22 protein-coding genes are annotated in these 26,800 nt (G+C 68.1%); 8 read left to right on the forward strand and 14 right to left on the reverse strand.

The window, feature by feature from the left end; all coding sequences use genetic code 11:
• On the forward strand, positions 1 to 742 hold a 742-nt coding region (locus tag HMPREF9056_RS03625), incomplete at its 5' end, for a diacylglycerol kinase family protein (protein WP_009402881.1).
• An 83-nt stretch (positions 743 to 825) separates the two neighbouring features.
• Here the strand turns inward: HMPREF9056_RS03625 and HMPREF9056_RS03630 are convergent.
• Together HMPREF9056_RS03630 and HMPREF9056_RS03635 are read right to left on the reverse strand one after the other, a co-directional pair.
• The gene (locus HMPREF9056_RS03630) at positions 826 to 2,220 is read right to left on the reverse strand and encodes an amidohydrolase (RefSeq protein WP_009402883.1); all 1,395 of its coding nucleotides are present in this window, start codon (positions 2,218 to 2,220) and stop codon (positions 826 to 828) included.
• A gap of 184 nt (positions 2,221 to 2,404) precedes the next feature.
• Positions 2,405 to 2,995: a TetR family transcriptional regulator gene (locus HMPREF9056_RS03635; protein WP_009402886.1), complete on the reverse strand. Its 591-nt coding sequence runs from the start codon at positions 2,993 to 2,995 to the stop codon at positions 2,405 to 2,407.
• 115 nt (positions 2,996 to 3,110) lie between these two features.
• Here HMPREF9056_RS03635 and HMPREF9056_RS03640 point away from each other — a divergent pair, with 115 nt between their 5' ends.
• On the forward strand, positions 3,111 to 4,361 hold the full coding sequence (locus HMPREF9056_RS03640; protein ID WP_009402888.1) for an MFS transporter: 1,251 nt from the start codon (positions 3,111 to 3,113) through the stop codon (positions 4,359 to 4,361).
• A gap of 36 nt (positions 4,362 to 4,397) precedes the next feature.
• On the opposite strand, the gene efeB is transcribed toward HMPREF9056_RS03640, so the two are convergent.
• The 5 genes from efeB to HMPREF9056_RS03665 all read right to left on the reverse strand — a co-directional run bounded on the left by efeB (position 4,398) and on the right by HMPREF9056_RS03665 (position 13,494).
• Positions 4,398 to 5,912, reverse strand: a complete 1,515-nt coding sequence (efeB, locus tag HMPREF9056_RS03645) for an iron uptake transporter deferrochelatase/peroxidase subunit (RefSeq protein WP_009402890.1) — start codon at positions 5,910 to 5,912, stop codon at positions 4,398 to 4,400.
• Positions 5,913 to 5,955: 43 nt separating this feature from the next.
• Positions 5,956 to 7,284: an iron uptake system protein EfeO gene (gene efeO / locus HMPREF9056_RS03650; protein WP_009402892.1), complete on the reverse strand. Its 1,329-nt coding sequence runs from the start codon at positions 7,282 to 7,284 to the stop codon at positions 5,956 to 5,958.
• Between the two features lie 52 nt (positions 7,285 to 7,336).
• Positions 7,337 to 8,275, reverse strand: coding sequence for an iron uptake transporter permease EfeU (gene efeU, locus HMPREF9056_RS03655; protein ID WP_009402894.1), 939 nt, complete (start codon positions 8,273 to 8,275; stop codon positions 7,337 to 7,339).
• Between the two features lie 444 nt (positions 8,276 to 8,719).
• Positions 8,720 to 10,327 carry an MFS transporter gene (locus tag HMPREF9056_RS03660; protein ID WP_009402895.1) on the reverse strand — a complete coding sequence of 536 codons (1,608 nt, stop codon included), beginning with the start codon at positions 10,325 to 10,327 and terminating at the stop codon, positions 8,720 to 8,722.
• Positions 10,324 to 13,494 (reverse strand): glycoside hydrolase family 2 TIM barrel-domain containing protein, encoded by a 3,171-nt coding sequence (locus HMPREF9056_RS03665; RefSeq protein WP_009402897.1) that lies wholly within the window; start codon positions 13,492 to 13,494, stop codon positions 10,324 to 10,326. Before HMPREF9056_RS03665 ends, HMPREF9056_RS03660 begins: the two co-directional genes overlap by 4 nt.
• A gap of 251 nt (positions 13,495 to 13,745) precedes the next feature.
• Here HMPREF9056_RS03665 and HMPREF9056_RS03670 point away from each other — a divergent pair, with 251 nt between their 5' ends.
• On the forward strand, positions 13,746 to 14,732 hold the full coding sequence (locus HMPREF9056_RS03670) for a LacI family DNA-binding transcriptional regulator (protein ID WP_034513689.1): 987 nt from the start codon (positions 13,746 to 13,748) through the stop codon (positions 14,730 to 14,732).
• Positions 14,733 to 14,744: 12 nt separating this feature from the next.
• On the opposite strand, the gene HMPREF9056_RS03675 is transcribed toward HMPREF9056_RS03670, so the two are convergent.
• The 7 genes from HMPREF9056_RS03675 to HMPREF9056_RS03705 form a co-directional block, all read right to left on the reverse strand.
• Positions 14,745 to 15,611, reverse strand: a complete 867-nt coding sequence (locus HMPREF9056_RS03675; protein ID WP_172635235.1) for a hypothetical protein — start codon at positions 15,609 to 15,611, stop codon at positions 14,745 to 14,747.
• Positions 15,608 to 16,954 carry an LssY C-terminal domain-containing protein gene (locus tag HMPREF9056_RS03680; protein WP_034513708.1) on the reverse strand — a complete coding sequence of 449 codons (1,347 nt, stop codon included), beginning with the start codon at positions 16,952 to 16,954 and terminating at the stop codon, positions 15,608 to 15,610. The genes HMPREF9056_RS03675 and HMPREF9056_RS03680 overlap by 4 nt, the downstream gene beginning before the upstream one ends.
• Before the next feature lie 234 nt (positions 16,955 to 17,188).
• Positions 17,189 to 17,902, reverse strand: coding sequence for a hypothetical protein (locus HMPREF9056_RS03685; RefSeq protein WP_009402905.1), 714 nt, complete (start codon positions 17,900 to 17,902; stop codon positions 17,189 to 17,191).
• 110 nt (positions 17,903 to 18,012) lie between these two features.
• Positions 18,013 to 18,987, reverse strand: a complete 975-nt coding sequence (gene nrdF, locus HMPREF9056_RS03690; protein ID WP_009402907.1) for a class 1b ribonucleoside-diphosphate reductase subunit beta — start codon at positions 18,985 to 18,987, stop codon at positions 18,013 to 18,015.
• A 226-nt stretch (positions 18,988 to 19,213) separates the two neighbouring features.
• Positions 19,214 to 19,867 carry an ABC-2 transporter permease gene (locus HMPREF9056_RS03695; RefSeq protein ID WP_009402917.1) on the reverse strand — a complete coding sequence of 218 codons (654 nt, stop codon included), beginning with the start codon at positions 19,865 to 19,867 and terminating at the stop codon, positions 19,214 to 19,216.
• Positions 19,868 to 19,904: 37 nt separating this feature from the next.
• Positions 19,905 to 20,837: an ATP-binding cassette domain-containing protein gene (locus HMPREF9056_RS03700; protein ID WP_009402919.1), complete on the reverse strand. Its 933-nt coding sequence runs from the start codon at positions 20,835 to 20,837 to the stop codon at positions 19,905 to 19,907.
• Positions 20,834 to 21,241 (reverse strand): GntR family transcriptional regulator, encoded by a 408-nt coding sequence (locus HMPREF9056_RS03705; protein ID WP_009402921.1) that lies wholly within the window; start codon positions 21,239 to 21,241, stop codon positions 20,834 to 20,836. The genes HMPREF9056_RS03700 and HMPREF9056_RS03705 overlap by 4 nt, the downstream gene beginning before the upstream one ends.
• A 650-nt stretch (positions 21,242 to 21,891) precedes the next feature.
• On the opposite strand from HMPREF9056_RS03705, the gene HMPREF9056_RS03715 reads away from it, so the two are divergent.
• The 5 genes from HMPREF9056_RS03715 to HMPREF9056_RS03735 all read left to right on the forward strand — a co-directional run bounded on the left by HMPREF9056_RS03715 (position 21,892) and on the right by HMPREF9056_RS03735 (position 26,789).
• Positions 21,892 to 22,491 (forward strand): TetR family transcriptional regulator, encoded by a 600-nt coding sequence (locus HMPREF9056_RS03715; protein WP_253269915.1) that lies wholly within the window; start codon positions 21,892 to 21,894, stop codon positions 22,489 to 22,491.
• Positions 22,488 to 23,312: an ABC transporter ATP-binding protein gene (locus HMPREF9056_RS03720; protein ID WP_009402927.1), complete on the forward strand. Its 825-nt coding sequence runs from the start codon at positions 22,488 to 22,490 to the stop codon at positions 23,310 to 23,312. The genes HMPREF9056_RS03715 and HMPREF9056_RS03720 overlap by 4 nt, the downstream gene beginning before the upstream one ends.
• Positions 23,309 to 24,085 carry an ABC transporter permease gene (locus HMPREF9056_RS03725; protein ID WP_009402929.1) on the forward strand — a complete coding sequence of 259 codons (777 nt, stop codon included), beginning with the start codon at positions 23,309 to 23,311 and terminating at the stop codon, positions 24,083 to 24,085. The genes HMPREF9056_RS03720 and HMPREF9056_RS03725 overlap by 4 nt, the downstream gene beginning before the upstream one ends.
• 462 nt (positions 24,086 to 24,547) lie before the next feature.
• Positions 24,548 to 25,234 carry a FadR/GntR family transcriptional regulator gene (locus HMPREF9056_RS03730; protein WP_009402931.1) on the forward strand — a complete coding sequence of 229 codons (687 nt, stop codon included), beginning with the start codon at positions 24,548 to 24,550 and terminating at the stop codon, positions 25,232 to 25,234.
• Positions 25,235 to 25,349: 115 nt separating this feature from the next.
• Positions 25,350 to 26,789 carry a four-carbon acid sugar kinase family protein gene (locus HMPREF9056_RS03735; protein WP_009402933.1) on the forward strand — a complete coding sequence of 480 codons (1,440 nt, stop codon included), beginning with the start codon at positions 25,350 to 25,352 and terminating at the stop codon, positions 26,787 to 26,789.
• Positions 26,790 to 26,800: the final 11 nt, after the last annotated feature.

Consider the following 26,800-nt stretch of genomic DNA (forward strand, 5'->3'; position numbering starts at 1 on the left):
CGATTCGCCGGGGTCCCTGGGCGCTGCTGCCGTCACCGAGCCGGCACGCCCCTCCGCCTCGCCCTCCGCGACCGGCCCGGCGGCCGCCGTCGACATGGCCGACTCACCGCAGCTGTCGACCGAGGCGACCCGGGCGGTGCGCGCGGTCCAGAGGGCGACCCGCAGACCCCGCCAGTGGGCCCGGCCCACGCTCGGTGACGAGCACGCCTGCATGGTGGTGGCCGGGATCGGCTTCGACGCCGGGTTGGTGGCCTCCACGCGCCCGGCCCTCAAGGCGCGGGTCGGCTGGGGCGCCTACGCACTGGCGGCCATGGAGAATCTGGGCTCACCGCGCATGGACCTGGTGCTCAGTCTCCTGGACGACACCGGCGCGCGGCGCGTGGAGCGTCTGAGGGCCCGTAATCTGCTGGTGGCCAACGGCGGCCGGCTCCCGGCCGGGATCACCCTGCTGCCGGAGGCCCGCACCGATGACGGTCTGCTCGACGTCGCCGTCATCGACACGGTGGCGGGTCTGGCGGGCTGGGGATCGCTGGCGCTCCAGGTGCTGCCGCCCTACGCGGCGCGCTACTCCGAGTCGGGCCGCTCGCTGGGGCGGGTGATGCTGCGGCGCGGCGGGGAGGTGGCGGTCCAGCTCTCGGCGCCGGCCCTGGTGGAGGTCGACGGCGATCTTCTGGTGCCCACACGGGGCATGCGGGTGCGTCTCGATCCCGGGGCGCTGCTCATTCGCCGCCCGGCCGCCTGAGACGAGCCGGCCGTCAGGCATGGTCGCGCGGAGGCAGGGGACCGCCCACGCCGGCCGTCCGCCTCAGCGACGCAGTCCCTTGCCTACTCCTCCCAGAAGCCGGCGACGTCGATCACACCGCCGGTGGCCTCGAAGTCGGCGCGCACGGAGCGGCGCAGCTCGGCGTCGTGCAGCCAGTCCAGGGCGACGGCGGCCAGCCCGTAGGCGCCGTCGAGCGCGGCCGCATCCCCGGTGGAGGCGCCGGCGGCCTCGGTCATGGCGCGGGTGTGGAGGGCGACATCGGGCCGGTCGGTGACCTTGATGAGCGGGTGGATGCCGGGCACTCGCTGGGAGACGTTGCCGAAGTCGGTGCCGGCGGCGATCGTCTCGGGCAGGACCCCGGCGGGTAGGGGGTCGCGGCCGCGCTCGCGCTGGGAGCGCACCCAGGAGGTGAGCAGGGGGCCGTTGTCCCGCACGGGAACCTCGTTGCTGTCCTCGGAGGTGAGGATCTCGACGCCGGTGCCCGTCATGAGGGCGGCGCCGTGGATGACCTCCTCGACGCGCTCAGCAATCTCCTTGAGGGTCTCGAGGTACTTGGAGCGCACCATGATGGACAGCCTGGCGCGCTCGGGGATGATGTTGGCGACCTGGCCGCCGTCGGTGATGATGGCGTGAAGGCGATCCATGGGGAGCATCTGCTGGCGCAGCAGGCCGATCCCGGTCAGGGCCAGGGTGGCGGCGTCCAGGGCGTTACGGCCCATGAAGGGCTGGGAGGCGGCGTGGGCGGGCACGCCGTGGAAGACGACGTCCATCCGGCGCACACCGAGCCAGGTCTGGTGGGTGACGTCGTAGGCGTAGGAGTGGGTCTGGATGGCGGCGTCGACGCCGTCGAGCATGCCGCGCACGGCCAGGACCTCCTTGGCGGTCGAGTTCTCCTCTGCGGGCGTGGTCTGCAGGACGACGCGGCCGGGCAGGGCGTTCGGACGGACCTCGGCCAGGGCTGTCAGGGCGAGGAAGGCGCCCACCGAGTTGGCGCACATGACGTTGTGGCCGCAGCCGTGGCCGATGCCGGGCAGGGCGTCGTACTCGGCGAGGATGGCGATGGTGCCGGGAGCCTCGTCGGAGCCGCCGGCAGCCGTGTCAGTTCCGGTGGTCCCGGAGATCTCTGCGCGCAGGGCGGTGTCCATGCCGTAGACGCCGACCTCGGGCTCGATGCCGCGGCGGCGCAGGAGCGCGGCGACCGTGGCCACGGCGTGGTGCTCCTCGTAGCCGGTCTCGGGGTGGTCGTGGATGTCGTGGGAGAGGTCGATGATCTGCGGGGCCAGCTCGTCGACGACCTCGCCCAGGGCGGCGCGCAGGTCAGCGGGGGCTCCGGCGTCGTCGGCCAGAGCCTCGGCCGGGCCGGCAGAGGTACGGCGCTCCTCGGTCTCGGCGGCCATGCGCTCCTGGATGGCACGGGAGGGGATGGTGGGGCGGGTCAGGTCGTTCAGGTCACGCATAAGGTAATCATGCCCAGCCACCGCCCGTACTGCACGACCCTTAGCTGCTATTCGTTGACATATAGCCGTACTCCACGGCGGTCCGGGGCTCGTGCAGTGCGGCTAGCCCCCGGCCAGTAGGAACTGAACGTCGTGCAGTAGGCACCGAGGCACAGCTCCTCGAGCACGCTCAGCCTCCCAGCACTCAGTCCCGGGGCGCGGCAAGCCGGCGGGCCGCGTCGACGACGACGGCGCGCTGGCGATCGTGCGCCTCCTCGTCCAGGGGCCCGCACAGCATCCGCGCCACCTGGGGCACGGTGGACCACCAGCCGGTCAGCGACATGATCATGAGCATGAGCGCACCGGGGTCGACGTCCCGGGTCAGGGCACCGGAGTCCTGACCGCTGCGCACCCCGGCGATCTTGCGCTGGTAGTGCTCCCGCCGCAGCTCCTCCTCGGGCACCTCGTCGTCGAAGGCGAGGGCCTCCCAGCACAGCAGCCGAATGAGCTCGGGGCGTTGCCGGTGGTAGTCGTACAGGCGCCCGGCGTAGTCGCCCACGTCCTCCCCCTCGTTGAAGGCGGGTGGCACGGCCTCGGCCGCCCTGGTCAGCTCGTCACGCAGGACGGCGGAGAACAGTCGGTCCTTGGAGCCGAAGTAGTTGTAGACGCGCTCCTTGTTGACCCCCGCCCGCTCGGCGATCCGCTCGATGGTGGTCCCAGCGGGTCCACGGCGGGTGAACTCGGCCGTGGCGGCGTCCTTGATCTTGCGCTTGGTCCCCTCGGTGTCCCAGGCCATGACACTCCGTCTCCCGTGTCCGCGAGCGCCGGCGGCAAACTCCAACGCTACCGTTGCAACTACTCCTCCAGTCTACTAGGGTCATTTCCAACGCTTACGTTGGAAAGGGATTCTCATGTCTCGCGCACACCGGTCCGATCTGCATCCCGACGTCGCCCACTCCCCCGAGCCACCCGCCCAGTCGACGACTCGGCCGACCTCTCCCGCCTACCCCGCCGGCAGCAGTGCCACCGCGACCCTCGTGGTCACCGCGCTGCTCGTTCTGACCCAGCTGTACGCCGCCATCCCCCTGCTCGCCCCGATCTCGGCCGACCTCCACGGCAATGCCACCATCGCCCTGTCGACGGCCTTCAGCCTCACCTACGCCGCGGGCTTCCTCATCTGGGGGCCGGTCTCCGACCACTACGGCAGACGGAGGATCATGGCGCTGGCTCTCGGGATCCTCATCGCCTCCACCGTCTGCTGCGCCCTGGCGCCGTCGCTCCCAGTCCTCGCGGCCCTGCGCGCGATCCAGGGCCTGAGCGCCTCCGGCTTCGCGCCCGTGGCCCTGGCCTACCTGTCCGAGGCCCTGGAGCCGCCCAGGCGGGCCGGGGCGATCGGGGCGATGTCGACGTCGTTCCTCGTGGCGGGCATCGTCGGCCAGGTCCTGGCCTCACTGGTTGCGCTGCACCTGGGGTGGCGGTGGTTCTTCCCCCTGTGCAGTGGGCTGCTGGCCGTGGCCCTGACGGTCGTCCTCGCCGTCGTGCACGACGCCGCTCCCGCCTCCGGCCCCTCGGGCTCCTCCCTGCGGGGACAGTTCGCATCACTGGGGCGGCTCGCGGTCAGGCCCGCGGTTCTGGCGCTCAGCCTGGCGCACGTCACGCTGCTCATGGTGTTCGTGGCCATGTACACGGGGATCGGCGGTCACCTGGAGGCGCTGGGCCTGCGGCCCACGTCCATCATCCTCGTCCGCCTAGCGGCCCTGCCAGCCATGTTCCTCAGTCTCGGTGCGGGCCGGCTCGCCGCGAGGTGCTCCTGGGCGCAGACGGCCCGGCTCGGCTTCGGAGTGTCGGCGTTGGGCATGCTCGGTGAGGCCCTGCTGGCGGGGAGCCTGGCTGGCCTGGTGGCCTGCAGCGTCGTGTACGTCGCCGGGGTCGCGCTGGCCGCGCCGGCGATGATCAGCCTCTACGGGCAGGTATCCGCCCCCAACCGCGGCAGCGGCATGGCGCTCAACGGGTTCATCCTGTTCGTCGGCACGAGTGCCGGCCCACTCCTGGCGACGTCGTCGTCCACCTTCTGGGTGCTGGCCCTGACGCTGACCGGGGTCCTGGCCGTGGCGCTCCTCGCGGTCACCGGTTTCAAGGCACTGGCTGACGCCGACCACTGACGCGAGCCGACCGCGGGAGCCGCCTTCGCCCCGACGTCAGCTGAACAGCGAGGCGGCCACCATGGTGTCGCCCTTCTTGATGCCCGGCGGGATCGCGAACAGGGCCGAGGCCTCATGCTTGAGGTACTCCTGGAGGGCGTCGCTCTTGGTCATCCGGTCCAGGATCGGATAGAAGTTCGTCCGCGGATCGCGCACGAAGGCGATGAAGAACAACCCGGTCTGCAGCAGCCCCAGCGAGTCGGAACCGTCGGTGTAGTTGTATCCGCGGCGCAGCATCCGGCGCCCCTGGTTCTGCTCGGGTGAGACGACGGCGATGTGCGCGTCCGCCGGCACGAGTGTCTCACCCTTGTCGTCCTTGGCCTCGTAGTCCACGGCCGTGAACTCCTCGGAGGACTTCGTGGGGTTGGCGATGCTCAGCGGCGCCCCGTAGCGCTTGTCGCGCCCCATGGTCTGCTCCTGCTCGATGAGCCGCAGGCGGTCCCAGACCTCGGCGAGCATGTGGATCCGGCGCGCCACGTAGTAGGTGCCGCCCGTCATCCACTCCGCTGCGGCGTCGTCGCCCTTCTGGACCCACAGGTGCTCGTTGAGCTGGTCGTCGGAGTCCTCGGCCTTGATGTTGTTGGTGCCGTCCTTGAACCCGAAGAGGTTGCGCGGCGTCTCCTGGTCCACGGAGGTCGACGACGTCCGCCCGTACCCGACCTGGCTCCACCGCAGGGCGGCGGTCCCGAAGGCGATGCGGGTGAGGTTGCGGATCGCGTGGACGCAGACCTGGGCGTCGTTGGAGCAGGCCTGGACGAGCAGGTCTCCGTCGGACTGGGCGGCGTGAAGCTGGTCGCCGGAGAAGGAGGGCATGCCCTCCTTGAGGATGGCCGGCATCCTGGCGGCCAGGCCGAAGCGGTCGTTGCCCTCGGCGTCGACGAACAGGCCCTTGCCCACCCCGAAGGTGATGGTCAGGCCGTTGGGCTTGTAGCCCCAGGCCTCGCCGGTGTCCTTGGGCGGCAGCTGCTTGTTGGAGCTGGGCTGCCCGCCGACGAGCTCGCCGGAGGTCATCTGCTCGGCGGCCACCGCCCAGTCGGACAGGAGGGTCTTGAGCTCCTCGACGTCGGTGGTGGAGACGTCGAAGGCGGCGGTGAACATGTTGTCCTGGGCGGGAGTGGTGATTCCCGCCTGGTGGTCACCCCGGAAGGGGTAGACGGTGAGGATGGCCTCCTCGGGTCGCTGCGACGCCTCCCAGGCGCGGCCGCCGGCCACACCGGCCAGGCCCGCGAGCGCAGCGCCCAGGCCCGCTCCGGTGAACATGGCGCGGCGGCTGGTGCCCTTTGCGCCGGACCTGCCGGGCTTGCCCAGGTCTCCGGGCTTCCCGGCCCTTCCGGGCTGCTCAGAGGCATCGGGGGTCTCGGGTTCTCCCGAGGCGCCGGAGGTCTGCGGGCCGTCGCCAGGGCTCTCCGACGTCGATCCCTCCGGCTCCTGCTTCGCCTGCGCCGCCTCCGGCTCGGTCGCGTCGTCCGCGACCGGGGAGGTCTCCGACTCGTCGGCCGGCTTGCCACTCACTGTCTGCTCCTTCCGGGGTGTCCGGGTTGCTCGTCGCTGAGGCTCAGAGGACGGTTCCTGCGACCTTGGACAGCGACTCGCTCAGGGCGTTGACGGCATCGGAGAATTTGCGCTGCGTGTCGGTGTAGGAGGTGTCCGACGGCTTCTCACCGGCATCCTTCTGGACCGAGGCGATGGTGGAGTAGTCCGGGTAGGTCTTCTGCCCCTCGGCCGTCTGCCCCGTCGCCTGAGCCGCAACGAGGTCCTCGACCGTCTTGAACTGGGTGGTGATCTTCTCGGCGAGCTTGGCATCCTTCTTCTTCATGAGGTCCTCGACGTTGCCGTAGGCGACCTTGGCGCCCTCGAGGTTGGCCTGGAAGTCGTAGAGGTCGGTGTGGGAGAAGGTCTCCTCCTCGCCGAAGATCTTCGTCGTGGCAACTTCCTCCAAGAGATCGGAAGCGCCCTGAGCGACGTCCTCGAGCTCGAGCTCGAACGTCTTGCCATTGGCTCCGGTGATGGTGCCGTAGACGAGGTCGTAGAGCGACTTGGTGTCGGCGTTGAGCTGGTCGGCGACCTTCTGGCGAGCGGCGTCGTCGGCGAACTTGAAGGGGCTGGCGGGGTCCTGGGCCCACAGGTCGGCCTCGATGCGGTGCCATCCGGTCCAGCCGTCGATGATCTCCTTGTCGGTGACGGCCTTGCCGGCGCCGGCGGCCAGGTTCTGGACGCGGGTGTCCAGGGCGGCGTCGAGGTCACCGGCCTCCTTGATGCCGAAGGACTCGGCGGTGGGCTCGATGCGCTCGTAGTACTGGCGCGCCAGCGGGTAGAGGCTCTGGGCGGTGGCGGTGTCGCCGGATGTGTAGGCGGTGACGAAGCTCTGGGTGGCGGTGAGGAGCTGGCCGGCCTGGTCTCGCACGTAGGCGGTGTAGTTGGTGATGGCGGCCTCGCGCGCCTTGGCCTCATCGGCGCTGACGTCGACGTCGGCGCCCTTGGTGATCTTCAGCTCGGTGACGCCCTTGAGCTCGCCGACCATGTTCGGCTTGCAGGCGGCGTAGCAGGTGCCCTCCTTGAGGGAGGTGGTGAGCTTCGTGGTGGTGCCCGGACCGATGTTCTCCTGCTCGGAGATGATCTGGAGCTTGTCCTCGGTGAGGATCTCCAGCTCGTTGGGCGAGGAGCCGGAGTTGGTGATGGTGAAGGTGACGACGCCCGAGGGGAAGGAGGTGGAGGACAGCTGGCAGGAGTCATCGGTGAGGGTCACCGTGATCTCCTGGGCCTTGCCGGATCCCGAGGCGCCCCCCTTGGCGTTCTTGGGGTTGTCGGCGCAGGCGGCCAGGCCCAGGCCCATGGCGGTCAGGGGGAGCAGGGTGAGCGCATTGCGTCGCGTGATGATCGGCATCTGTCTTTCCTTTGATGAGGAGGCGGTGATGGATGAGGGACTGTGGGGATGGTCAGGAGACCTTGCTCGTGTCGACGTCGGACGCGGCGTCACTGACGTCATCGGCGATCGCGTCGGTCTCGGCGGCGTCGTCGCCAGCGGCGTTCTCCTGGCGCGGAGAGGGCCGCGGCCCTCGGATCTGCAGGGTGAGCAGCGTCAGGACCGGCACGATGTAGAGGCACCAGCCGACGGCCTGCAGGACGGTGGGCTGGAGGTTGAACTGGAACATGGCCTGGAGCAGCACATAGAGCCAGTGGAGGGGCGAGGTGCTGGCCGGCAGGTAGGAGGACAGGTCCCAGGCATGGCTCATGATGCCGGGGAGGACACCGGCCTCCTGGAGGTCGCCGATGCCGTAGGCGACGATGCCGGCGGCGACGACAACGAGGAAGTACCCGGTGGTGGCGAAGAAGATGCGGAAGTTGATGCGCACCGCGCCCTGGTAGATGAGGACACCCAGCACAATGGCGATGACCAGTCCCGTCACAACGCCTACCGTCGTCTGCATGATGGAGGTCTCGATGCTGGAGCGCACGGTGGCCCACACGAACAGGGCCGTCTCAACGCCCTCGCGCCCTACGGCGACGACGGCGATCCAGACAACGCCCCAGCCGGAGCCGTCCTCAGCGAGGGCCTTGGACAGCGAGCCCTCCAGCTCGCCCTTGAGCTCGCGGGCATTCTTACCCATCCAGAAGATCATCCAGGTCACCAGGCCGACGGCGACGAATGACAGGGTGCCGCCGAGGATCTCCTGGCCCTGGAAGGAGAGGGTCTTGGGCCCCCAGGTCATGATGGCGCCGGCGACCAATGGGATCAGCGTCGCCAACCCGACCCCGATCCACAGCTTGGGCAGAGCATCCCGGCGGTCGGTCTTGACCAGGTAGGCGACGATGATGCTGACAACCAGCGCCGCCTCCAGGCCTTCCCTCAGGGCGATGAGCAGGTTGGCGATCACTCGACCTCCATGTCACGAATTCATCTCGGATTGCTACGACCAAGGCAAGCCTAGCCTGTGGTGATCTGATCACCAAGGCCTCATGTTTGTCGTATTCCAGATCGGATGGAGCCAGGCTCCGCCAATCACGCCGGCCCGCGCCACCTATGGGCCGACCTGCGCATTTGCCTAGCCGGGAGCCGGCGATCATCCGGCACGCACGCTCTTGGCCGGGCTCGCACTCACAGTGCCTCAGAGTTCAACCACCCGGCCTGCACGCCTGTACTCGCACACCCCCACCCGCATGCGACGCCGACACGGGCGAAGACAAGGAAACGGGCGGTGCGCAGACAGAAGGAGCTGCTGCCCGCGCACCGCCCCGGGAACGCGGGTGGGGGCGACGGCGTACCGTCCACCAGCCCCCTTCTCACCCCCACCCGCGAGTCCTGTGGGCCGCCCCGCGCCTCATCCGGCCGAGTCCGCACCACCGCCCTGCCCGGAGTCATCGGCGGCCTCAGCGCCTGCGGTCGTGGCGGCCGGGCTCTCGGCAGCGCCAGCAGTACCATCAGCATCGGAACGGAGAGCGTCGCCGGCCTCCACCGAGGTCACCGCCTCCCCGTCGGTCTCCCCGGCGCCGGCCTCCGCCTCGGCCCGCGCATCGGCCTCCTCCTTGAGCCGGGTGTTGACCTTCTCGACGTCGAGCCGCATGAGCAGGACGAGGATGAGCGCGTTGGCCACGAGCGGGAGCCACACGTACATGACGTAGATCATCTGGATGGCCGATCCCGGCTGAACGCTCAGGTGACCGTCATAGCCGGACGCGGACAGCAGCCACCCGGAGACGGCCGTGCCGAGACCGCCGCCCACCTTCACGCCCAGCGACGTGCAGGAGAACATGAGCCCGTCGATGCGCTTACCGGTGCGCAGCCAGGTGTTCTCCGAGGCCTCGGCGATGAGGGCGTTGAGCGTGCCCTGCAGCGAGCTCATGCCCAGGGCCGCGACCCCGGAGAGGATCAGCATGAGCGGGACGTTGTGCATGTAGGCCGCCACGAGCACCCCGAGCCGCCCGAGGGTCGCGATGACGTACCCGACGATGTTGACCCGGAACATGCCCCCGTACCGGCTCACCACCAGCGGCGTGATCATGAGCCCCACAATGAGCGGGACGTTGATGGCCCAGGCGAAGGTCCCCAGTAGCCTCTCGTCCCCCAGGACGTACTTCATGAAGTAGATGCCCATGTTGAGCATGGCCGTGAAGATCTGGGTGAGCAGGAAGACGATAAGAATGATGAGGTAGTACTTGTTGGACACCAGCATCTTGGCCGACTCCCCCACCGAGAGCTTGTCGTCCTTGGACTCGTCCTCGCCCTCCAGCTCCTCGGGCGGCAGCTCCTTGACCGAGAGCACCGAGAGAGTGTTGACCGCCAGGCCCAGCAGCGCGTAGATGATCGCCATGGTCCGCCAGCCGACGGCGCCACCGCCGAACAGGGCCACACCGCCCACGGTGATGCTCTGGATGAGCAGGTTCGTCCCGAAGGCGAACATGAAGCGGATGGAGCCCATCTGCACGCGCTCGGCCCCGTTGCGGGTGACGAGCGCGGTCAGCGAGGAGTAGGCGATGTTGTTGGCCGTGTAGAACACGGCGTTGAGCAGGGTGTAGGCGATGAAGAACCAGGCGTACTTGGCAGTGTCCCCAAGGCTCGTGGGGATCGCGAAGATCGCGATGATCATGGCGGCGCAGCCCACGAACCCCCACAGCATCCACGGGCGGGCCTTACCCATCCGCGTGTTGGTGCGGTCCAGCAGCGCCCCGAAGATGATGTCGGAGACGCCGTCGAAGATGCGGGAGAACATCATGAGCGTGCCGACGACGCCCGCGTTGAGCCCGGCGGTGTCCGTCAGGTAGATCATGACGAAGGCGGACAGGAGCACGTAGACGACGTTGCCGGCGACGTCGCCCGAGCCGTAGCCCACCTTGTTGTACCACTTCAGGTACTTCCTCTCGCTGGCCGCCTCCAGCCCGGTTCCTGTGGTGGGGGCGCCGACCTTCTTGCCTGCAGACTCGCTGCTCATGGCTTCACCTCATTGTGAGTGCTGGTGTGGGTAAAAAGGGGGTTGAGCAGGAGTTGGAGCTCCATCCCCAGCTCCTGGCTGTCGACCTGGTACCGGGGCCGTAGGGCGGGCCCGCAGCTGTTGGACCCGATACCGGCCATTGCGGCATCGAGGCACAGGACCGTGCTGCCCGACGGCGTCAGGTCGGTGTTGCGCCGTCGAGCCGCCAGCTCCTCCTGCGTGTAGCGGGAGGCGTTGAAGGAGAAGGGGGTCGGCCCGACGACGGCCAGGCTCAGGCCGCCTCCGGTGACGATCACCTTGTTGCAGTCGGCGTGGCTGCCGTTCTCCTGGGGCCTGATGTAGTCCTCGTGGAGGTCGACGACGTCGGCGCTGAAGGCCCCGTGGTGGCTGGCGCGGCGCTTGTCGACGTAGCTCTCCTGCGGCCCCAGGCCGTAGTAGTCGACCTGGTTCATGACCTCGGGCAGGAAGAGGCGCAGCCCCAGACGCGGCAGGCTGGGGAAGCCCAGTGTCCGGCGCAGCCGCATTCCCAGGCTCAGGACGCCGTCGTCGGTGAGGGTCCAGACGAGCCGTCCGTGCAGAGCCGGCTGGACCGAGGGCGCCACGAGGCCGACGTCGGCGCTGATGGTGACGCGTCCGGGCTCCTCGTCGACCTCGACGCCGTAGGCACGGGCCATGGCCTGGTGGTAGTGGGCACGCTCCCACTCCAGGCGCACGTGGCGGTCGTTGTCGGTGGGCGCCCGCCAGATGTTGAGCTCGACCGGGCGCTCCAGGAGCTCGCGGCCCTCCGAGGACAGGGACACGGGCAGGCCGGTGCGCGTGTCGATGGCGCACCTGAGCTTGTCGCTGTCGACCTCGATCCTGGTCCCCTCACGCTTGACCGGCAGGCGGGTCTCACCGATGGGGCGGTTGGCGAGCGCCGCGACCCAGCGGTGGCGTCTGTCGGCGTTGCGCAGGGCGATCTCGTCGAAGCCCAGGATGTGCCCGGCGGTCAGCAGCGAGTCGGGGCGCGCGAGCCGGTAGGTGACCAGCAGGTGGCAGCGCCCCGTGGGCGGGACGTTCGGCTCGCAGCGCAGCATGACGCTCGTGTGCGGCGGGACGGGTTCGAGGAGGTCGAGGTCCTCGCGGTCCACGACGACGCCGTCGCAGCGCACCTCGTAGGAGATGCGCAGGTACTGGGACAGGTCGGTGTGGTCGAGGTCGTTGTGGATGGTGAGCAGGCCCTCGTCCTGGTCGTACTCGACGACGCGGGCGGGACGCTGGACATTCTTGAGCTCGGCCAGGCCGGGGTGGGGGACGCGGTCGGGCGAGACGAGCCCGTCGACGCAGAAGTTGCCGTCGTGGACGGCCTCGTCGTGGTCGCCGCCGTAGAGCTGGATCGGCCGGCCGTCGTCGCTGGTCCCGGCGGTCACCGCATGGTCGCACCACTCCCACACGAAGCCGCCGCACATGCGCTCGTCGGCCCGGATGATCTCCCAGTAGTCCTCGAGGTCGCCGGGGCCGTTGCCCATGGCGTGGCAGTACTCCACGAGGATGAAGGGCTTATCCGGGTCGGAGTCCAGGTAGTCGCGGATCTCCTCGATGCCCGGGTACATGCGGCTGTACAGATCGATGCAGGAGTAGTCGTAGCGGCGCTTGGAGTCGCGGTAGTAGGAGCTCTCGTAGTGGGTCAGCCGCGTGGGATCGAAGTCCTTGGCCCAGAAGAGCGCCGCCTCAAGGGTGCAGCCGTAGGAGCACTCGTTGCCGGCCGACCAGGAGATGATGCTGGGGCGGTTCTTCTCGCGGTGGACGCACAGCCTCATGCGGTCGACGGTGGCCTCAGTCCACTCAGGGTTGTCGGCGATGGGCTCGTTCCAGTGCTCGACCTGGTTGTCCCAGGAGGGGTCGGCCAGGAACCGGCTCTGGGTGCCGTGGCTCTCGTTGTCGGCCTCGGACATGACGTAGAGGCCGTGCTCGTCGCACAGCTGGTAGAAGCGCGGGTCGTTGGGGTAGTGGGAGCTGCGCACCGCGTTGATGTTGTGCTCCTTCATCAGGCGCAGATCCCACAGCATGTGCTCCAGGTCGACGACGGGCCCGGTAGTCGGGTCGGAGTCGTGCCGGTTGACGCCGCGCAGGGTGATGGGCCGGCCGTTGAGGCGGACGACGGCGTCGCTCACCTCGACCTCGCGGATACCCACCCGGTCGATGATGACCTCGTCGGGCGTGGTGATGACCAGGGTGTAGAGGTAGGGGTCCTCGGCGCTCCACAGGTAAGGGGCCTCGACGCTCAGGCGGGTCCGGTGGGTGTAGCCGTCGTCACCGGCGAAGGGCTCCAGCTCACCGGAAGCCACCACTGCGCCGTCGTGGTCGATGAGCTCGACGGAGGTGGGGACGGCGCCGCCCCGGTATGCGCCCTGGATCTTGATGAGGGCGGTGGCCGGCCCGGCGTCGAAGCCGGTGCCGACCACTGGGCCGAGCGAGGTGGTGGTGACGTAGTCGAACAGGACGGCGGCCGGGCGGCTCAGGAGGTAGACATCGCGGAAGATGCCGCTGGTGCGGAACTTGTCCTGGTCCTCCAGGTAGGTGCCGTCGCACCACTTGAGCACCAGGACGGCCAGGCGGTTGGCGCCGGGACGGACGAGCCCGGTCACATCGAACTCCGCGGAGGCGTGGGAGACCTGGCTGTAGCCGACGTAGGTGCCGTTGAGCCACACGTAGAAGCAGGAGTCCACACCCTCAAAGGTCAGGTAGGTGCTGGGGGCCGCAGGGTCCGGGGTGTACTCGAAGTCGCGGATGTAGGCGCCGCAGGGGTTGTCCTGGGGGACGTGAGGCGGGTCGAAGGGGATGGGGTAGCGGACGTTGGTGTACTGGTGGTGGTCGTAGCCCAGGTGCTGCCAGGTACTGGGCACCTGAACCCGGGTGAAGCCCTCCGGGACGGCAGCGGGGCCGGGCTCACCGCTCTCGTCACCGGCTTCAGGAGTGTTCTGCTCCCAGAAGGGCTCGGTGAGATCGTGGACACTGGGCAGGTAGCGGAAGGCCCACTGCCCGCTAAGCAGGTGGAAGCGGTCGGAGTCCTCTCGCCTCCAGGGGCTGGTGGCGATGGGGTGGGAGGCAGGCACGTAGTAGGAGCGCGGCGGCAGTGTGTGCTCATGGAGGACGTCGAGGTCCTCGAAGTATCTCGGAACGATCATTGTTCGGCTCCCCAGGGGGTTGACGGGAACAGAGGACGCGCAGCAGTGCAACGTCTTTGTGTTGACGTTAACATACTAAACGAGATCTCCTCTCGTGAGGCAGCTCTACGGACAAGATTTTGATTCCACCGACCTCCGAGGAGGATCGATATGGTAACGTCATCACATAGTCAGGATGCGGATACCCCTGACAATCCTGATAACCTCGCGCCATGCCAGGGCAGAGCCGGGGCGCGCAGGGAGCGCCGTCGATGAGCGATGTGGCCCGCCTGGCCGGCGTCTCGGCTCAAACGGTGTCGCGCGTGGCGGCGGGATCGGAGCACGTCCGGCCCGATACCCGCGAGCGGGTCCTGCGCGCGATGAACCAGCTCGGCTACTCCCCCAACCGCGCCGCCCAGGCCCTGCGCCGCGGCTCCTTCAAGACGATCGGTGTGCTGACCCAGCAGATCCAGCGCACCGGGGAGGCCCTGACCACCGCAGGCGTGCTGGAGGCCGCCACTGCCGCCGACTACGCCGTCAACCTCGTCCAGGTGGAGCGCCCTGCCTCCGACGACCTGCGCGAGGCCGTCTACCGCCTCTCCCACCAGGCCATCGACGGGCTCGTCGTCGTGCAGGCGGGCCGGGCCGGGCGTGAGCAGCTGGTGCTGCCACCCGCGATGCCGGTGGCGGTCTCGGACTCCACGCTCGTGGACTACTACCCCTCGGCCAGCGCGGACCAGGCCGGCGGGGTGCGCAACGCCGTCAAGCACCTTCTGGAGCTGGGGCACCATACCGTCCACCACGTGTGCGGCCCCGAGGACTCCCAGTCCAGCCTCATCCGCAGGGCGACCTGGACCAGGACCCTGCAGGAGGTGGGACGAGAGGTTCCCGAACCGGTACCCGGCGGGTGGGAGGCCGCTGCGGGCTACGAGGCCGGCCTTCGTCTGGCCGCGGACCCTGAGGTGACGGCCGTCTTCTGCGCCAACGATGAGCTGGCCCTGGGCCTCATCCGGGCCATGCACGAGCAGGGCCGGCGCGTGCCCAGGGACGTCTCGGTCGTCGGCTTCGACGGCTTGGCCGTGGGCGAGTACAGCTTCCCGCCGCTGACCACCGTGCGCCAGGACTTCAAGCGGCACGGTCGCGAGATGGTGGGCCTCGTGCTGGAGCAGGCGGACTCCGGGCCTCTGGATGGCAGCCGCAGCATCATCATCCCCACCGAGCTCCTTGTGCGCGGCTCGACCGCCCCGCCGACCGCCTGAGCGCGCCCCGGCTCAGCCGGCCTGCGGCAGGAGTATGGAGGCGCCCAGGGCGAAGGGGAAGCCGGGTTTGAGGATGCACTGGATGACCGGCTGCGCCATCTCCAGGACGCTATCGGCGTCGAGCCCCTCCTCGCCATTGGGTCCGGCCTCCGCCACGAGGTCGGAGTAGGGGATGGTGAGGTCGAGTAGGGCCATACCGTCCTGGTGGGTGGCGGAGTCCCAGGCGCCGCCCTCCATCTCCTGAAGAGTCCCCAGGTGGAAGCTCATGACGCCACGGTCATCGACCTGCGCGGGCACGGACAGGATGTGGTGCGGCTCAGGGTCGCGCGGCGCGCGCAGAGTGAACAGGATGATGCCGCCGTCGCGGGCGGCGCGAAGCATGATGCGGCCGATGTGGATACCGAAGCTGACGACGTCGAAGACCCCCTCCATGGCCTTCTCGTAGCTCAGCGGCGCCTCCAGGGGGACGGGGGCACCGTCGCCGGGGTCGTTGATGGCGCGGCGTCCCGACGGCGTCGCGGCCTTGAGCAGTAGAAGGCGGCCGGAGTCGGTCAGGGTGCCGGTCTCCACCTGCTCCTGCCAGCCGGCCGGAGCCTGGGCTGGGCCGGGCTCGGACTCCACCAGACCCATGCCCAGGACGCTGGACAGGTCGGTGCCGTCAGCGGGCCGGTGCCAGGTGATGGTGGCGTCGTCGTGCCAGATGGGGACGACGCCGTTGAAGGGGATGCCGAAGCGCACGTGCTCGCGATCACCGTCAACGGGACGGGACTCATCGACGTGGCTAGCACGGCTGACACGGCTGACGTGCCGGCCGGACCGAGCTGCCGGGCCAGCACTGCCAGTGCGATCGTCCTGCGGTCCTGCCAGGTACTCGCTCATGAGTCCACCCTAACCGCCACCTGGTCACCCTGTGCACCGGCACGGGCGGCTCGACGCTCCTCCTTTCGGGCCCGTTCCCACTCGTGGACCTGCCGGGCCGAGAGCGCCAGCAGGGCAAGGACCTGAAGAGCACTGGTGACGACCAGACCGAGGGTGGCCTGTCGGACCCCGAGGCTGGAGACCTGACCCATGTCGGTGACAATGCCCAGGACGAGGGTGGCCATGAGGGCGATGCGGCCGTGCGGGTGCCCGTGCCAGGCAGCCACGCCCAGGGCGGCGGTGATGAGCGTCAGTACGGCGGACACCGCGGCGATGACAGCGACAACGACGGTGACCGCCTCTTGGTCCATGCCGGGGATCGGGGCGACCTCCAGCAGGTGGCTGACATCGATGCGGGCGGCGCGCACGATCTCGACCGCGACCATGAGCCCGATGAGCACCAGGGCGATGACGAGCTGGCTGGGGCGGCGACGTCGGGCCTCGAGGTCGGCGAGGCGGGCCAGGCGCAGGGAGAGCCCGGAGTCGGATCCGGGGACCACCTCGTTGAGATCGAGGACGTGGAGGGCGCCGTCGGTGACCACCCGGTCCCCTCCCCCGTTCTTGTCGTGGTAGGAGGCGAAGAAGTCCGGCCAGATCTCGAGCTCGGCGGCCTCGTTGGCCCATCGCAGGTCATCAACGACATAGTCGCGCTCGATGTCGATGTCGGCGTCGATCTTGTGGGTGACCTGGAGGGTGAGGACGCTCAGGCCGACGGCGCGGTCGTAGGTGGCGGCGGCCAGCCAGTCCACGTGCCCGCCGCCGGGCAGGACCCAGCCGTGCGGGCAGTACCAGAAGCGGATGTGGTGGCGCTGGGAGGGGTTGCCCTCGACCTCCTTCTGGTAGGCGAAGCTCTGTTTGCGCCCGAAGAGCATGAGGTTGGAGACCGGAGCGGCCGGGTAGGAACGGCGCAGCAGTGAGGAGACGATGATCCCCCAGGAGGTGCGCAGGGTGATGGGGTCGGCACGCACCCAGCCGGCCGCGACCATCGCCTCGTGGATGTCCTCCTCGTCGCCCTTGACGGCGAGGTTGACGGGGTCGCCCAGGAGCCCGTCGGGGGTACGGGTGCGACCGATGAAGTAGTCGGGCACGTAGAGCCAGGTGAGGACCTGGTGGAGACGCGGCAGGGCGAGGTAGGACAGGACCGCCCAGAACAGCAGGGAGTTGACCACCAGCGCCGGCTCGAGGTGCCACCCCGAGCCGATGAGCAACCAGGCCAGCCACAGCGTGGCGACGGCGGCGATGGCGAAGAAGACGGAGTCGAGGACGTCGTCGACGCCCCAGGAGCGCGCGTCGACCTCCGACATCTTGGACGGGCCGTCCCGGTAGACGGGTGGCGCCGTCGGGCGGGGGCGAGTCTCCTCGGGTGTCGTCATGGGCTCACGCTACCCAAGGTGTCCGACGCCGGAGGGCCGGCTACCACCGCGAGCCGACGCCTCACACGCTGCCGCGTCCTCCGAGCCTGCGGGGCGGAGGACGCGGCAGCAGAAGATGACATCGGCGGGAATCCCGACGCCGCCGAGAAGACAACGACGTCAGGACTACTTCAGCACGAGGTCCTGGGTGTCGGAGTACGCCGGGTACTGCTTGCCGGTCTGGGAGCTCTCTCCGTCCTCGCGGTCGTAGACGATGGTGGTGGTGCCCTCGGAGAACGGCTTCAGCTTGGTCGTCTCCCCCACGGAGGCGAAGGCGAACCAGCCCTCCACCTTGCGGGAACCGCGATCATCAGAACCGAGGACCTTGAGGCCGTCATCCTTCATGTCGTCCTCCAGCAGGCTCCCGTACTCGTCCGCCTTGAGGGAGGAGTCCCCCTTGTCCTGGAGCGACGTGGAATCTGAGAGCGTGCTGCTGTAACCGATGTCTCCGCTGAACTCAAGCGTGCAGTGAAGCAGGTACACCGTGCCGCTACCACTGCTCTGCTTGAACTTCGGTGCCGCGTAGTCCTCAATGGCCTTGTCGCAGGTCTGCGTGAGACTGATCTGCTCGTCCTTGAAGGTCACCGGCTTGATCTCCTGGATCTTGGAGCCGGACTTGGTGGTCTCACCATCCTTGTCCTCAGAGCCCTTCGAGCTCTTGGAGTCCTTGGACGAGGTCGAGTCCGAGGACGCCGTGGAACCCGAGTCCTCCTTGGTGGGGCTGCTTGCGGTGGCTCCGTCGGATGAGGACTGGGCGATGTCCTGCTCATCGCAGGCGGACAGTCCGGCGGCCATGGCGAGGGCGGCGACGGCGGAGAGAACCTTGACGGTGGAGCGCATGGGAGTTCCTTTCTGGCGCGCTGCGAACACCGAAATTGTGCACCGCATCAATTCTCCCCACTATGGGGAGACCACCCGGGGAAGTGCTCCCCACCTCCGGCCGCCTGCGCTCAGAAGTCCCAGTCCTCGTCCTGCGTGGCCTCGGCCGTGCCCATGACGTAGGAGGAGCCCGAGCCGGAGAAGAAGTCGTGGTTCTCGTCGGCGTTGGGGGACAGGGAGGCGAGGATCGCCGGGTTGACGTCGACGGCGTCGGCCGGGAAGAGCGCCTCGTAGCCCAGGTTCATGAGGGCCTTGTTGGCGTTGTAGCGCAGGAACTTCTTGACGTCCTCGGTCAGGCCGAGCTCGTCGTAGAGGTCCTCGGTGTACTGCTCCTCGTTGTCGTAGAGCTCCATGAGCAGCTCGAAGGTGTAGTCCTTGAGCTCGGCCTGGCGCTCGGGCGAGGACTCGCGCACGGCGAGCTGGTACTTGTAGCCGATGTAGTAGCCGTGGACGGCCTCGTCGCGGATGATGAGGCGGATGAGGTCGGCGGTGTTGGTCAGCTTGGCGTGGCTGGACCAGTACATGGGGGCGTAGAAGCCGGAGTAGAAGAGGAAGGACTCCAGCATGGTGGAGGCGACCTTGCGCTTCTCGGGGTCGTCGCCGCGGTAGTAGTCCAGGATGATGCGGGCCTTGCGCTGAAGGTTCTCATTCTCCTCGCTCCAGCGGAAGGCCTCGTCGATCTCCGCCGTCGAGATGAGGGTGGAGAAGATCGAGGAGTAGGAGCGGGCGTGGACCGACTCCATGAAGGCGATGTTGGTGAGCACCGCCTCCTCGTGGGGGGTGCGGGCGTCCGGGATGAGGGAGACCGCGCCGACCGTGCCCTGGATCGTGTCCAGGAGGGTCAGGCCCGTGAAGACCCGGGTGGTCATGTTCTTCTCGGCCTCGTTGAGGGTGGCCCACGACTGCACGTCGTTGGACAGTGGCACCTTCTCGGGCAGCCAGAAGTTGCCGGTGAGGCGGTCCCAGACCTCGAGGTCCTTGTCGTCGGTGAGGCGGTTCCAGTTGATGGCCTGGACGCGGTCGACCAGCTTGATGGGCTCGTGCATCGGTTTCCTCCCGAGGTTTTGGGTGAGATGGCCTCATGCTACGACGCCGGCGCCGGCCGGCAGCGACGCCCGACCGGTTGGCGACTGTGGCGCCCGCCGCCCCTGCGACGGCAAGCCCGTCCCGCTCCCTATGAGTCCAGTCGCTCGCCCCGCTTGAAGGGGACGGAGACGGTCTGCGTGCCACGCCTTCGCCACCAGTGACTTTCGGCTGAGAGCACTGAAATCGTCACAGGTTCCGACGCTGGTAGAGGCGCACCGAACCCGCGGCGGACACGGCGAGCACCGCCACCGCGATTCCCGGTCCGAACACCCCGGTCCACGCCGAGCCCGCCCACCGGATGATGGTGGCGGTCAGATCGGGGAACTTCTTAATCAGGAAACCGAAGGCGAACATCAGGGCCATGGTCGCGCCGTAGGCGTACATCCCCGTGCGCGTGTAGCCCAGGGAGAAGAAGAGGAGGAGCTGGATGGCGACGATCACGCCGAGCACCGCCACAGCCAGGCCCGCAACCCCCGCCACGGACAGGGGCAGAACCCCAGCCCCAGGGCCGCGCACGGCATCGTTGACCCGTGCGACGACAATGCCCACAAGGGTCGCGGCGACGGCAACAAGGACGACGTACAGGTAGCGGGCGATGACGAACTGCGCACGCGTCACCGGCAGGATCGAGTACATGGTGTCCAGGCGTGCGCGCTCGTCCTGCGCGAACAGGGAGGTGGGCAGGAAGGCGACTGTCAGGATGCACACGGCGATGGCCGGCGTCGCCCCGCCCATGGCGAGGTTCGCCGCGGAGATGATGGCCGCGACAACCACGAAGCTGCGCAGCATGGTGTCATGGGCGGACAGCTCCGTGCGTAGCAGGTTCCAGGTGACGTGCATATCAGTGCCTCTTTCGATGATTCTTCCGGTGCTTCTCTCAGTGTTTCTCGGCGAGCTCCGCAACGGAGCGAGCGTTGCGGCGATCGGGCTCCGGGCCACGGGTCATGGCCACGACGGCCTCGTCGATGGACGGGGGCTCGATGAGGACGTCGGGGCCGAAGACGGCGGTGTCTGCGGTCCTGATGAGCCCCGAGAAGGCGCCCGCCCCGTTGCGCCGGGTTCCGGTCAGGACGGCCTCGACCTCGGGGGTCAGGGCGGAGACGGGTCCGCGGGCCATCGCCCACTGCTCGACGAGGTCGGGCAGGGGCCCGGCGAAGCGGGTGCGACCGGCCCCGATGATGTGGAGGTGGTCGGCGATTCGCTCCAGGTCGGAGGTGATGTGGGTGGAGAAGAGGACCGTCCGTCCCTCGGCGACGAGGAAGTCGTGGAGGATGTCGAGGACCTCCAGGCGCGCGACCGGGTCCAGGCCCGAGGTCGGCTCGTCGAGGATGAGGAGCTCGGGCCGGTGGGCGAGGGCGAGGGCAAGAGCGAGCTTGACACCTTGCCCTCGCGACAGGTCCTTGATCTTGACCCGGGCCGGCACGTCCAGCCGGGCCAGGAGGTCGTCGAGCAGGCCCTGGTCCCAGTCGGGGTAGAAGCGCCCCAGGCTGCGGGCGGCGGAGACGGCCGTCCAGTCCCGGGACAGTGCCAGGGAGTCCAGGACGACGCCGATGCGCCCGTGACGGGTCCCGGGGGCGCCGTCGAGCACGCTGATCGAACCGGCATCGATGCCGACCATACCAAGCATCGCCTTGATGGCGGTGGTCTTGCCGGCCCCATTGGGGCCGACGAAGCCGGTGACCAGGCCGCTGGGCACGGTCATGTCAAGGGGTCCCAGGGTGAAGGTCCCCTGCTGGCGCACGACGGCGTCCAAGCGGATGGCATCGGCGGGCCCCGGGCGGGCCGCGTCCGCGGGCTCCGGGCCGTTCATTCCTTCTCGGACGGCTTCTCGCCGGTCTTTGTCTCGTTGGTCCATCGTTGTGCGGTCCTTTCGTGGAGGTCGGGCAAGTCGAGGCCGGCCAGGCGCGCGGTGGCGACGGCGTCGTCGAGCTGGGAGTCCAGCCGGGCGAGAAGTCGTTCGCGGGTCTCGGCCTCGTCCTGGGGGAGCACGAAGCTGCCGCGGCCGGCCTGGTTGGCGATGAGGCCGGCCGCTGCGAGGTCGTTGTAGGCGCGGGTGGTGGTGATGAGGGAGACCTCGAGGTCCCTCGCGAGCCGGCGCAGCGAGGGCAGAGAGGTCCCGGCGGGCAGGTCACCGGACCAGATGGCTCGGCGGATCTGATCGACGATCTGCTCGTACATGGGGGTCCCGGACGTCCGGGAGAGGACGATGTGCACATACTGTTTATATCGCACATGTACAGCATGTGCAATCTCACACTCAGGATTCACGCCAGAGGCAGGCCGGCCGGGCCGGCGGTCCGACCAGGGCTGCGGCGGTGATGCATGGGTCGAGCCGGGCTCCAACGTTCGGCCCACACCGAGAGACCCGTATGATCAGTGGCAACCTGAACGTTGCCGACGAAACGGCCTGCCGCGGCTGATCGAGCCGCCCACCGATCACCACCTGATCCCCAGCGAACGGATCGAACACGTCACCCCGACGATACTGGCCACCCGGACGACCACCTCAGACAGCCCGGACACCTCCCGTAAACGGCCACAGGAACTCTCAACGACATCCTGGGCGCTCCGTAGGACAAGCAGCGACCCGGCGTCACCCACGACCGCTTCAGAGCAGACAAGCCTCCTTCGCATCCTTGAGAATCTTTCATAGACACACCGGTCACCTGCGTTCGCGTTGTCCACGACGGCACCCCGCGGGCTCACCTGCAGGCCCGTCATGGACGTCTTCATCTCAGAGGAGCCCGTCTCCATCGAGCGAGGACTCCGGTGTGGATCAAACAGCCGGACCCCCTGAAGGAGGAGAGGATTCTGGCCAGCGAATGTTATTGACTAACATTTTGTGACTGACTAACATCGCTTTCGTGAGTTCCCGTACAACAACCGCCGACCTGCTCCGTCGAACCTCCCTGAGGATGTTCACCGAGCAGGGATTCGATACCGTCCCGGTCACCGCGATCGCCAAGGCCGCCGGAGTCTCCCATATGACCTTCTTCCGCCACTTCCCCACCAAGGAGGCCGTGGTGGTGGCAGACATGTTCGATCCACTCATTGCCGAGGCGGTGCGCGCTCAGCCGCGGCGGTGGCGTCCGCTGACCCGGGCGGTGCGCGGCCTCATTGCGGCGATGGATCGGGAGTCGGCGCGCGAGGAGATGTCCTCGCGGGAGTTCCGGGACCGTATCCGCCTGGCGGCTCGTACGCCGTCGCTGTCGGCTGCCGCGCGAGCCGCGAGCCAGGAGACCGAACGAGCCATCGCCGAGGCGCTCATCGTTCCGGGCGTCGACGACGCAGCGGCCAGGGCCGCAGCCGGTGCCGTCATGGGGGCCACCACCAGTCTCCTGCTCGCCTGGGCCGGTGAGAACAACGCGCCCGACGCCGGAGCAACCGGTACGGCCACCAGTACCGACGGAGACGCGGTAACCGTTCTCAGTCGAGGTCTTCTCAGCCTCCTGGGGGAATCATGAGCGCTACGGCAGCGCCGGTCCTGGAGGTCGTGGGCGTCCACGTCGCTCTGCAGGGGAAGTCTGTTCTGCGCGACCTCAACTGCTCACTCGCCGACGGCGAGTGCCGCGCCGTCGTGGGTCTCAACGGCGCCGGGAAGACCACGGCCCTGCGCGTCATCCTCGGCATGCTCCGCCCCAGGGCCGGGAGGGTTCTCCTGTACGGCCGCGATATCGCCTCCACCTCCAGGGATGTGTGGCGACAGGTGGGTCATCTGGTGGAGACGCCATTCTCCTACCCCGAGCTCACGGCCCGGCAGAACATCGAGGCGGCTGCCCGCCTCCACGGGGCCGATCCCGAGCACACCGGGCGGGCAGTGGAACGGATGAGTGAGGTGCTGGCGCTGACCGGTTGGCTCGATGTGCCCGTACGCCGCCTGTCACTGGGGACGCGCCAGAAGGTGGGGCTGGTGGGAGCATTGGCTCATGAGCCGAACGTCGTCGTCCTCGATGAGCCGACCAACGGACTGGACCCGCTCGCCGTCGTCGGATTCAGGGATCTGCTGCGGGAGGTGACCGGGCGCGGCGGCGCGGTGCTGGTGACCGGGCACCATTTCGATGAGCTCACGCGCCTCGCCGACCGGGTCGAGGTGCTGCACCGAGGGCGGATCATCGACACGATCGTGCCCGAGGAACCCGGCCGCCCCGGAGGCGCAGACCTCGAGAGAGTCTTCTTCGACGCCGTCCTGGCGGCGGACCTGGCCGCAGACAGCACTGCCCTGGAGTCGGGGGCGGGGCCGGACGCCCTCGCGGACACGAGCCGTGAACGGACGGAGGTCTCATGATGGCCATGGATCGCAGTGCTCTCGGGATCGTGATCGGCCTGGAGGCCCGCAAACTGGCTCGGGCCACGGTGACGCGCGTGGCGACGATCGCCGCTCTCACCCTGGTCATGGTCACCACGGCCGGCGGTTATGCCGCCGCGATGCATGCCGGAGACACCGACATGGGGCGGAAGGCGGCGTCCATGGTGACCTCAGCGGGCTGGAGCGGCTATACCGGTCTGGGGGCGACGAGCGTGAGCGCGACGATTCTCCTGGCTGTGGGTGTGGTGATGTCCTGGAGTGTGGGGCGGGAGTTCACCGACGGAACCATTGTGGGCCTGTTCGCCATCCCGCCGTCCCTGCGAACCATTGCGACGGCGAAGATGGTGGTGACCCTGTCCTGGGCGGTTCTGCTGGGAGCCGGCGAGGCGACGCTACTGATGACGGCGGGGTTACTGCTCGGCCTGGGGGCGGCAGGAGCCGCCGGCTGCTTCGCGACGCTGTTGCTTGTCTCGGTGGTGCTCGGCGCCGGTGTCCTGCCGGTCATGTGGGCGGCGACGTGGTGGCGTGGCTACCTGGCCGGCATCGGGCTGACACTGGCGATCCTGGTCGTCACCAACCTGGCCGCCGGATTCGGCCTCGGCGCCTACACCCCATGGTCGATCCCGGTTGCCTGGACCATGAACCATGATGACGTCAGCGCATTGCTGCTGGTAGTTCCGATAGCGATCGCCGCGATCGGGGCCTGGCTCACCTACCGGTCCTGGGACCGCCTGCAGCTGGGCACCGATTGAGCACGAGGCTGCTCCCGGCAGACGTTCAGACAGACGTCAGCCCACCCGGACGAGCCAGGGCGAGAGCGGTCAGAAGGACACGGATGACGCTGCGTCGACGATGAGCCATGATGTCACCGTAAGGTCTCGGTGCGGCACACGGAACGGGGATCGCTCCCCTTGCCTCACTGTCCCGCGCAGTCCGGTCGGCACCCCGCTGCCATGCGGGCACCTGAGACCGCACCACGTGCGCCGACACGATCTCCTGGTCTCGCGCTGCCGTGCGGACGAACCGTAGATAACCTGGAGCCCGGACACGCGATGCGCCCTCACCACCCTGGCGTCCTGAGAGTCACCGCGAGGCGTCGGCGCACGATGGGTACGCAAAACGTCCGTCTCGCTGTCCACAGCAACTGACATAACGTCAAGATTCTGACACTAAGTCGTCGGCAAAAAACACATACCGAGGAGAATCGAGGCCGTATGGGACGCGATCGGGTCGAGAAGGCCATCACTCAGATCCTCGACTCCATCTGCGATGGAGTGTTCAAAGAGGAGTCTCCACTGCCTGCCGAGGCCGAGCTGGCCCGGTTCTTAGACGTGTCTCGGACAACGATGCGTGAAGCGATCAGGTCGTTGGCCGTTGGCGGAGTCCTCAAAGTCGTCCACGGCACGGGCACCTACGTCCAGCCCTACCGGCTTTGGCACGACCCTCGCTTCATCACCCACGTCGCACTGCTGCGAAGCGATCACCATGACATCGAGCAGGAGGTGCTGGAGCTGCGTCGGATCATCGAGGTCGGAGCCGCCCGACTCGCGGCTCAGCGGTGCACGCAGGAGCAGCTGGAGTCGTTGGCTCAGTACAAGGCCGACTACGAACAGGCCCACGCTGAGGATGACATCGACAGGGCCGTGGATGCGGACCTCGCTTTTCATGGGACGATCCTGGAGGCCACCGGCAACATCTATATCGCCTCGTCCCTGAACTCTCTGACGGAGGCCCTGGTTGCAGCCCGCCGACAGGCAGCCTCCGATCCCGCGTTTCGCAGTCTGGTCGTCACCCAGCACGTCGATGTTCTGGAGGCCCTCCAGGCCAAAGACCCTCAACGAGCCGCCGATGCCATGAGCGCACACATGGCTCCGCGCCAGCGTCAGGAGGCGGAGAACTGAGGGGCCTCAACCGCTCTGAGGTGTTATCCTGCCAGGAACACTCAGCGCTCCCGTCTTTGCAGGGTTCGTGCTGTGCGCTTACGCCAACGGTGACGTTAAGGAGATTGTTGTGCCCATGTACGAGGAGCTTCTCGCTCTTTATCCGCCGAGCCCAAGCTTCACGGCCGACGACGTCCGGACAGCCATCAAGGCCCGCCAGCATCCCGATCCGGTCTTCATCGTGCTGGACGATGATCCGACCGGCACCCAGTCCGTCACGGATCTGCCCGTTCTCATGGCGTGGGACGTCGAGGACTTTCAGTGGGCGCTGGCTGAGCATGCCCCTGCCATCTACGTTATGACAAACTCGCGCTCGCTCGATCCGCACGAGGCGCGGCGCATCACCATTGAGGCCGTCACCAATGCCGTGTCCGCCGCCCAGGACCTCGATGTCACCCTCGCCTTCGCCACCCGCTCGGACTCGACTCTGCGAGGCCATTTCCCGCTGGAGCCCGACACGATCGCCGAGGTCCTGGCCTCATTCGGGCAGAACGTGGACGGGGTGGTCCTCGTACCAGCGTTCCCCGAGGCTGGTCGCATCACGGTGGGCGGCACTCACTACGCTCGCGTGGGTAAGGACTATCTTCCTGTCAGCCAGACGGAGTTCGCACGGGACGCGACCTTCGGGTACAAGACGTCACCCCTGAGCGAGTGGGTGGAGGAGAAGACTGGGGGCGCAATCCCCGCCAGCACGGTCTCCACCCTCAGCCTCACCAAGGTGAGAACCGACCCTGAAGGACTTGCCGGCGACCTGTCTTCTCTAGCCAACCGTCAGGTGATCGCTCCAGACATTGCGGCTGAGGAGGACCTGCGCGCGCTGAGCCTGGCTCTTATCCGAGCCGAGGACCAGGGACAGCACTTCATCTACCGGGTGGGTCCGCCGTTCATGCGCACGCGCATCGGCCAAGAACCTCGAGCTCCTCTGACGTCGCAGGACGTCATGCGCATCCGGGACACCTCTGGAACACCGCAGCGCCCCACTGTGCCCGGCGGCCTGGTCGTTGTCGGGTCACATGTGGCTCTCACCACCAGCCAGCTCGACGATCTTCGTTCCCACGTGGAACTGGCTCGATTCGAGATCGACGTCGCCACGGTCATCGACCCGGACGCCCGCGAGAAGCACATCCAAACGGTTGTCAACGAGGCGATCGCAGCTCTGCGGCAGGGCTCCGTCATCATCAACACCTCCCGCCGTCTTGTGGTGGGCGCGGGTGCCGATGAGTCCTTGGACATCTCTCGCCGCGTATCCGACGCCGTCGTTGAGACGATCCACAGGATCGTGGAGAAGGTTGTGCCTCGTTTCGTCGTCGCCAAGGGGGGAATCACGTCGTCGGACGTGGCGGCCCGCGGCCTCGACATCCGCCACGCCCGCTGCATCGGTCCGATGCTGCCGGGTATCGTCTCCCTGTGGGCGGCTCAAGACGGCCTGGCGCAAGGCGTTCCATATATCGTCTTCCCGGGCAACGTGGGCACGTCCGCCTCGTTGACCGAGGTAGTTCGCACCCTTGAGAGATAGCCACTACCGAC

The sequence above is a fragment of the Actinomyces sp. oral taxon 170 str. F0386 genome (assembly GCF_000195595.1).
GTDB lineage: Bacteria > Actinomycetota > Actinomycetes > Actinomycetales > Actinomycetaceae > Actinomyces.

Coding starts and splice junctions, on each gene's coding strand:
- HMPREF9056_RS03665 (WP_009402897.1), bottom strand. CDS start 13,494: ATGATCGTTCCGAGATACTTCGAGGACCTCGACGTCCTCCATGAGCAC.
- efeO (WP_009402892.1), bottom strand. CDS start 7,284: ATGCCGATCATCACGCGACGCAATGCGCTCACCCTGCTCCCCCTGACC.
- HMPREF9056_RS03725 (WP_009402929.1), top strand. CDS start 23,309: ATGATGGCCATGGATCGCAGTGCTCTCGGGATCGTGATCGGCCTGGAG.
- HMPREF9056_RS03730 (WP_009402931.1), top strand. CDS start 24,548: ATGGGACGCGATCGGGTCGAGAAGGCCATCACTCAGATCCTCGACTCC.
- nrdF (WP_009402907.1), bottom strand. CDS start 18,987: ATGCACGAGCCCATCAAGCTGGTCGACCGCGTCCAGGCCATCAACTGG.
- HMPREF9056_RS03635 (WP_009402886.1), bottom strand. CDS start 2,995: ATGGCCTGGGACACCGAGGGGACCAAGCGCAAGATCAAGGACGCCGCC.
- HMPREF9056_RS03695 (WP_009402917.1), bottom strand. CDS start 19,867: ATGCACGTCACCTGGAACCTGCTACGCACGGAGCTGTCCGCCCATGAC.
- HMPREF9056_RS03630 (WP_009402883.1), bottom strand. CDS start 2,220: ATGCGTGACCTGAACGACCTGACCCGCCCCACCATCCCCTCCCGTGCC.
- HMPREF9056_RS03680 (WP_034513708.1), bottom strand. CDS start 16,954: ATGTCGGAGGTCGACGCGCGCTCCTGGGGCGTCGACGACGTCCTCGAC.
- HMPREF9056_RS03670 (WP_034513689.1), top strand. CDS start 13,746: ATGAGCGATGTGGCCCGCCTGGCCGGCGTCTCGGCTCAAACGGTGTCG.
- HMPREF9056_RS03685 (WP_009402905.1), bottom strand. CDS start 17,902: ATGCGCTCCACCGTCAAGGTTCTCTCCGCCGTCGCCGCCCTCGCCATG.
- HMPREF9056_RS03720 (WP_009402927.1), top strand. CDS start 22,488: ATGAGCGCTACGGCAGCGCCGGTCCTGGAGGTCGTGGGCGTCCACGTC.
- HMPREF9056_RS03640 (WP_009402888.1), top strand. CDS start 3,111: ATGTCTCGCGCACACCGGTCCGATCTGCATCCCGACGTCGCCCACTCC.
- HMPREF9056_RS03700 (WP_009402919.1), bottom strand. CDS start 20,837: ATGAACGGCCCGGAGCCCGCGGACGCGGCCCGCCCGGGGCCCGCCGAT.
- HMPREF9056_RS03735 (WP_009402933.1), top strand. CDS start 25,350: ATGTACGAGGAGCTTCTCGCTCTTTATCCGCCGAGCCCAAGCTTCACG.
- HMPREF9056_RS03660 (WP_009402895.1), bottom strand. CDS start 10,327: ATGAGCAGCGAGTCTGCAGGCAAGAAGGTCGGCGCCCCCACCACAGGA.
- HMPREF9056_RS03675 (WP_172635235.1), bottom strand. CDS start 15,611: ATGAGCGAGTACCTGGCAGGACCGCAGGACGATCGCACTGGCAGTGCT.